Source organism: uncultured Bacteroides sp. (genome assembly GCF_910578895.1).
Classification (GTDB): Bacteria; Bacteroidota; Bacteroidia; order Bacteroidales; family Bacteroidaceae; genus Bacteroides.
Genome location: NZ_CAJTSC010000003.1, coordinates 107546 through 113994 on the forward strand (window position 1 = coordinate 107546; position 6449 = coordinate 113994).

The window sequence follows — 6449 nt, forward strand, 5'->3', positions numbered from 1 at the left end:
ACGGCAAAATCGGTACGTTCATGTCCATACGTTCTTTGGATTGTCCAGGAGTGTATATGCTTCTTTCTCTCTTCTCAAGGGGTAGTCTCCCCGTAGCTTTTCAAATAATTCGGGGTGTGCCTTGAGTGCGTTGCTATCTTGCCGGGGATCGTACATTTGCAAGTAGGCTTCCGATAGGGTGTTGGCGCTGATTCGCGGCCGGCTTGGAGCAGGAGGGATAATCCGATACTCTGCCTGTATGTTGAAATGCCGGCACAGGGCATCCAACGACATGCGGGTTGCGTTTGCCTTGCCGTCCGCCGAATAGCCGGCGATGTGCGGCGTGCCGAGGAATACCTTATTTAATAAGGTGGAATTTATTGTCGGTTCATTTTCCCAAACGTCAATGATAGCGTCCGAAACCAGCCCCGTGTCCAAAGCATCCAGCAGTGCATCCGTTTCTACTACTTCTCCGCGTGCGGTATTGATGAGGACCGGTTTCTTTTGTAATGAACGGAAGAATGCAGTGTCCGCCAAGTGGTAGGTTTTGTATTTACCTTCTTTATATAAAGGTACGTGGAAAGTGAGTACGTCACACTCTTTGGCAAGTGTATGTAGGGATGAGAAATTCCGTTTTCCCTCTTTGTTTTCACGGGGAAGGTCATTCAGCAATACGCGCATCCCCAGTTCTTGTGCCACTTTGGCTACTTTGCTGCCCACATTGCCTACTCCGATGATGCCGATAGTGGCTTTTGACAAGTCCATGCCTTTCAGTTTCTGCAATAGGAGTAAAGACGAATGCAGGTATTGTGCCACGGAAGCGGAGTTGCAGCCGGGCGCGTTGGTCCATGTAATGCCGGCTTCGTGGCAATATTCCGTATCGATATGATCGAAACCGATTGTTGCCGTAGCGATAAATTTTACTTTGCTACCTTCCAGTAATTTCCGGTCGCACCGGGTGCGCGTACGGATGATAAGTGCGTCCGCATCTTTCACCAAAGAGGGTGTGAGGTCTTTTCCCGGGGCATAAACTACATCATCGGCTATCTTCTCAATGGCTTCCTTTATAAAAGGTATTTTGTCATCGACAACTACTTTCATGGTGTTTCTGTTTTTTAACGTAGGCAAAGTTAGGAATAATTTGTGAGAACAAAATCTTCACCTGTAGGAATGAAAGAGTCGTGGCATTAGTGGAATAAATACGGGGAACTGTTTGGCTGTATGCGGAATATTGTATAGTTTTGTCAACTTTACTTGATAGAATGATGATGAGAGTAATTATAAATCCCAAATATTATCATTTGGAAGAATCAATAAAACGGATACCGGAATTATTTGAAAAACAGGGAAGGGTGTTGTATGACCGTCGGAATCTGATTAAAGAAATGCTTCTGGAAGATTCTTTGTTGATTAATGTAAAGCGTTATGGAGTCCCAAAGCTGATTAACAGAATTGCGTATTCGTTTTTTAGGCGACCAAAGGGGGAGAGAGCCTTTATATACCCTCAAATATTGTTGCAGAAAGGTTTTGAAACACCTGAGCCGATTGCCTATATTGAATTCAAAAAGAATGGACTTATAGACTATTCATATTTTGTTAGTGTACAATGCCCGTATCAGAGGACTTTTTATGAATTTGGTGATGCCGACCCGAATTCGGGCGAGTGTGTTGATATAATTCAGACTTTTGCGCATTACACGGCTTCTTTGCATGAAAACGGTATCCTGCATCAGGATTACTCTCCCGGGAATATCTTGTTTGATAAAATCGGTAATAATTACCGCTTCTCTTTGGTCGACCTCAACCGGATGACTTTCGGTGAAGTGGGGTTGGAAGCTGGTTGTGCCAATTTTGCTCGTTTATGGGGGCAAAAGGAGTTCTTCGTACAGTTGGCCAAAGCCTATGCCAAGGCTCGCCATTGGGATGAAGCATATTGCGTTGGACGGGTACTTTTTTATCGCAAGGCGTTCTGGAGCAAGTATCAAAAGAGGCATGAACTTAAATTTCATTTGGAACTCTGATTATTCTTTTGACAATGAACTCCAACTGGTAGCTCGTTTGCAATGCTGTATGTAATATTTTTCTTCTTCTGAAAGATTTGCAGAGTCCATATACCATGGCAGATGCTTTAGCTGATAGGGTATGCTTGTGCGATAGGCTTCTACGGCTCTGCTACGGCTAAGGCCTACTCGTGGGCGGTAGAGGGCAAATGTCGTATCTACCGGTGCCGGGTACAACCCATCGCCATTGAGTTTTTTGTAATACCGGCTTTCCCATTGAATGACTTTTTGTTTTTGGTTGTAATAATCAGGCAGGTCGTCAATGCGCAATGATAAACCTATTTTGGCTGCATATTTATAGTTTCCTTTCAAGAACTGATATAAATGATTGATTACGTCTTCAGGGCAGTTATCATCCAGCATTACATCCGAGTCGGTATAGATATAGTAATCCGAACAAAACCTTTTCTTGGTTTTCCTGTTTTTCCATAGGGCTTTGAACCCGATGTTTTGGTGCAGGTATATTACTTCGTAACGGCAACTCTGGTAATATTCCAGTAATGGCGGGTAACTGCTGTTGTTGTCTAAAATATGGATATTGGTATATCCTCGTTTCTCCAAGGAAGCAATAAGTTGTTTGAGGGTGGTAAGACGGTTGAAATTATTGATGATAATAGGGATTTCCGCAGCTTCCCGTATGCGCGATGGAAAGCATAATTCCAATAACCGGAAGTAATGTGATTTTATGTAAGACGTAAACCGCTTGCAGACAGATGCAGGTTGTGGTAGGTTGGAATGGTTTTGGATAATAGGAAACCAAAACTTTTTCATTCTTCTTTTATACCACGAGTGGCAACCGAATGGTAGTTGGCGGTTGTTTAATTTGTAGCATAAGGCGGGGTATTTGTCAAAACTGAATTGTAGTGCTTCCAAATAGGTTGGATAGGAGAAGTTTAACCCATGCCGGTTGACTTCGATGGAGAAAAAGACATCTTCGTTGAATATATGGTTTTCCGTATGTCTTAAATATTCTTCAATGGTAGACGTCAGTTTTGAGGTCGCTTGCAAATGGCTGCTTACTTTGCGTAGGGAGAAGCCTCCATTGCCTACTTTGAAATTAGTGATTTGAGAGTTGGGGCAACGGAAGAAATCGCAATATTGCTTTTTTATCCACGAAGCCAATGCTAAAAGTGGGAACTTGTATATCGGGCGTACCAGCCAGGGAGCGCCTATATAGTCATAATCTTTGTCACACCATTTTGTCAATTCGTCTGTAAATACATAAGCATCCAACTGGCAGATAAGTATGTATTGGCAGTTGGAAAAACGCCGGTAGAACTCGGGCGACAGCATTAAACGGTTATAACCGCTTATGCTTTTGAAGTAACTGTCGTTGAATTCTTCCACTGTCAATCGGGGGTATTCTGCTAATAGAGAATTAATAGCAAGGCTTTGTGGTTTGATGATAGTTAGCGGATGATTTTGTAGAACTTGATAGCTTCTGTCTAAAGATACTTTTTCGAATTCGTTTAGTTCTGCTTTGTATATGGGAATGATGACTTTTACCAAATGTTGGATATTCGTAGCCGTTTCTTCCGTTACAATGTGTTGCTCCTTTTTTGTTATCTTCAATTCCATAAGTATCTTTATTTGATTGTTATGTAGTTCATTATTAACTCTTCAGGTTACATTTGTAGTCATCTTATGTATATGTGCGTGATGTAAAATAGCTATTCCTAACAGATAACAATGCTGTCGGATGTCAGAAACCGTCTTTCGCACTACAAATACTGCGTGACGCCCTTTTCACACCACACCGAAGCGCTATCCTCAACGGCATGGTAGTGTGAGAAATTCTTCTCCTGATTATCCATATACAAATCATTATGCCATAAGTGAAAAACAATCCCTGCAAACTTTAATGATTTCTTTTGCAGACCGGAATGAAGCATGCGGACGGCAAAGTCATAGTCTTCACCTCCCCAACCTACATAGAACTCATCATAGCCGTTAACCTTGATTGCATCCTCGCGCCAAAAACCCATATTGCATCCCAGTCCCGGGGCTGTTTTTCTACGCATGGTCAAATACTTTGCCAAAGGTATGCAACGGATGGCGTTAATCCTGCGCATTAATCCTCTACTGAAAACCCCAAGACGTACATAGCGCCTTTCCGAACACAACCGGACAGTCAGGCGGTTGTTTATATTAACCCTTCCCCCTTTTACATAATACCCTCTCTCGGCAAAAAGCAAATGGTCTTCAATAAAATGATTATGCAGAATCAAGTCTCCATCCACTTGGACGATATATTCATAACGGGCATGAGCAATACATTTGTTGCGAGCCTTTGCCAATTGGAAACCGTTGTCTTCCTGCCAGATATGTATTAAAGGAACGGGTGACTTCTGTTGGTATTCCCGAATAACATCAATGGTTTCCTGCCTTGAACCGTCATCGCCAATAATAATTTCATTCGGCAATACTGTTTGTCGGAATATGCTTTTAAGGCACAAGACCAACGCATCCGGTCTGTTGTAGGTTGAAACAATCAGCGTAACTTTCATATAATTCAGATTTTCCTATATACATTTTTCCATCCCAATATCCCCTGAATCGGATTAAACAGTTTGCTAAACCGAAACAAATAATTAACAGGAGGGCGTTCTCCGCTCCACCTCGTGAAATCCAAATACTTAAAATATTCTTTCTTATAAGGGTGTACCGACTTTTCATGCCACGGCTTCTTTCCACCTGTAAAATGGACAATCGCAGTTTCGGGCATTTCCGCTTCCAATGCAGGAATAGAATTTGGACGAAGTTTCCGTCTCTTCCGGAAAAAGCCATCCTGCATATTCCAACGGAAAGGGATAAATAACCTGCGTGCGTATAAAACCGCATTCAGCACATCCTGGTCGTTATACAGTAAACGCTCCGGATAATTAGTTATATATTCCGTTATTTCATCTTCAATGTCATGCCGCCGCCAATAATCCAAATTCACCAATAATACTCCGGCATTAAAGTAAGAGTATTCTTCAGGATAACGCAAACGGATATAATGGCTTTCTTTGGCACTCCACATATCTTCTACCGCTCCCACGGCATACCCATCCAGACAGATAGCGAATAAAGCGTCAAGTGGCTTGCGCACAATCAAGTCGCAATCCAGATATAGGACTTTCGATATATCGGAAGGTAAAACCGTAGTCAGGAAACAACGATAATAAGTGGAAATCGAAATATAATTGTTCGCATCAATAGGACACTTCGAAAGCAAGTCCGCCCCAACCAAATAGAACGATAAGTGTTGTTTATATTGCTTTTCTACTACATCGGACAAAATGAATTGTGATTCTTCCGAAAGGTCATCTGCGATAATATGGATATGCAACCTCTTGTTTTTATTATTAATAAACAAAGAAGTCAACATCACAACACAATACTTCACATAGCCGTTATCTATATTACAGACAATATCCATATTTTCCATTTGATTGATAAGTAAAATTTGAAGATTAAAATAATTAATACTTATATTGTAAGTAAGTTGTTTATTTCGCTGTAACACCTGCTGCGGATAGGAAATCACCTAAGTCATTGAAACGTGCATGGTGTCCTTGCAGCCAAATGTGATAGGATTCTTGCAGCTGATTGGCTATTAATTTGTTGTATGTCGGACCGTATTTTCGATTTATTTGTTCAGCATCGTGTTCTGTCACAAAATATATAAATTCTTCTGTGAAGTCTGCCGCATCAGGAATTTTGTGTTGCTTCTCTTTGATGCATCGTGCATATTCAAAAGCTTCTTCAAGTGCTTGTTCCTTCCGTTTGGCATAATATTCATCAAGAGTGGAAATGACTTTGGCAGGAACACCGGCGGCGACCGAATTGGCAGGAATATTTTTAGTAACTAAAGAATGGGCGCCAATTATACAATTGTCTCCTATGGTTACTCCTTTTAGTACGGTACAGTTTACTCCAAAATAGATATTGTTACCGATGGTGACTTTGCCAGAGGAGTTGATGAAATCATTGTATTTGCGTAAGAAAACGGATGTGCCGTAGTCATGTGGAAAATCCACTCGTATCTGCCCCCTTCCGTTCACTTTAAAGTGATCCCCCCAATTCACTCGAAAGTGACCCCTTAAATTCACTTCAAAGTGATCCCCTAAAAAAGATTTTGATTCTTGTTTATCCGGTCTATAATTCTATTTTATTTGTTAAAAACAAATAAAAATCAGTTATGCCCAATAAACAATTAGGAATGGAAAAGATTCGTCAAGTGTTACGCTGTTACTCCCAGGGTCATGGAACCAAAAGTATCAGCAGTATGTTAAGCGTCTCGCGCAACACGGTCAAGAAATACTTACAGGTATTTCAACGTAGCGGTTTGGATTATGAGCAGATGTTGTCCCTGCCGGACCAGGAACTCTCAGAGTTATTCCACGAAAAGACCAAAGTAAAGAC

At 41.5% G+C, this 6449-nt stretch carries 7 protein-coding genes; 2 read left to right on the plus strand and 5 right to left on the minus strand.

The genetic code is table 11. The features are described 5' to 3' along the window. Positions 1 to 18: 18 nt before the first annotated feature. A complete protein-coding gene (pdxB, locus tag QZ327_RS01775; RefSeq protein WP_294616613.1) occupies positions 19 to 1080 on the minus strand; it encodes a 4-phosphoerythronate dehydrogenase PdxB in 1062 nt (353 codons plus the stop codon). 167 nt (positions 1081 to 1247) lie between these two features. Here pdxB and QZ327_RS01780 point away from each other — a divergent pair, with 167 nt between their 5' ends. After that, the gene (locus tag QZ327_RS01780) at positions 1248 to 2000 is read left to right on the plus strand and encodes a phosphotransferase (protein WP_294616624.1); all 753 of its coding nucleotides are present in this window, start codon (positions 1248 to 1250) and stop codon (positions 1998 to 2000) included. Here the strand turns inward: QZ327_RS01780 and QZ327_RS01785 are convergent, their stop codons facing one another. The 4 genes from QZ327_RS01785 to QZ327_RS01800 all read right to left on the minus strand — a co-directional run bounded on the left by QZ327_RS01785 (position 2001) and on the right by QZ327_RS01800 (position 6064). Beyond that, positions 2001 to 3617, minus strand: a complete 1617-nt coding sequence (locus QZ327_RS01785; protein ID WP_294616615.1) for a DUF5672 family protein — start codon at positions 3615 to 3617, stop codon at positions 2001 to 2003. 143 nt (positions 3618 to 3760) lie between these two features. Then, complete coding sequence (locus QZ327_RS01790) at positions 3761 to 4546, minus strand: glycosyltransferase family 2 protein (RefSeq protein WP_294616617.1); 786 nt, start codon at positions 4544 to 4546, stop codon at positions 3761 to 3763. A 5-nt stretch (positions 4547 to 4551) separates the two neighbouring features. Beyond that, on the minus strand, positions 4552 to 5463 hold the full coding sequence (locus QZ327_RS01795) for a glycosyltransferase family 8 protein (RefSeq protein ID WP_294616618.1): 912 nt from the start codon (positions 5461 to 5463) through the stop codon (positions 4552 to 4554). Positions 5464 to 5533: 70 nt separating this feature from the next. Then, positions 5534 to 6064 carry a DapH/DapD/GlmU-related protein gene (locus QZ327_RS01800; protein ID WP_294616620.1) on the minus strand — a complete coding sequence of 177 codons (531 nt, stop codon included), beginning with the start codon at positions 6062 to 6064 and terminating at the stop codon, positions 5534 to 5536. 182 nt (positions 6065 to 6246) lie between these two features. Between QZ327_RS01800 and QZ327_RS01805 the strand changes: the two genes are divergently transcribed. Beyond that, the coding region (locus QZ327_RS01805) for a helix-turn-helix domain-containing protein (RefSeq protein WP_294616622.1) at positions 6247 to 6449 on the plus strand (203 nt) is incomplete at its 3' end.

Excerpts from the sequence above, each read along its gene's own strand:
- QZ327_RS01780 (WP_294616624.1), top strand. The coding sequence starts at position 1,248 with ATGAGAGTAATTATAAATCCCAAATATTATCATTTGGAAGAATCAATA.
- QZ327_RS01785 (WP_294616615.1), bottom strand. The coding sequence starts at position 3,617 with ATGGAATTGAAGATAACAAAAAAGGAGCAACACATTGTAACGGAAGAA.
- pdxB (WP_294616613.1), bottom strand. The coding sequence starts at position 1,080 with ATGAAAGTAGTTGTCGATGACAAAATACCTTTTATAAAGGAAGCCATT.
- QZ327_RS01790 (WP_294616617.1), bottom strand. The coding sequence starts at position 4,546 with ATGAAAGTTACGCTGATTGTTTCAACCTACAACAGACCGGATGCGTTG.
- QZ327_RS01795 (WP_294616618.1), bottom strand. The coding sequence starts at position 5,463 with ATGGATATTGTCTGTAATATAGATAACGGCTATGTGAAGTATTGTGTT.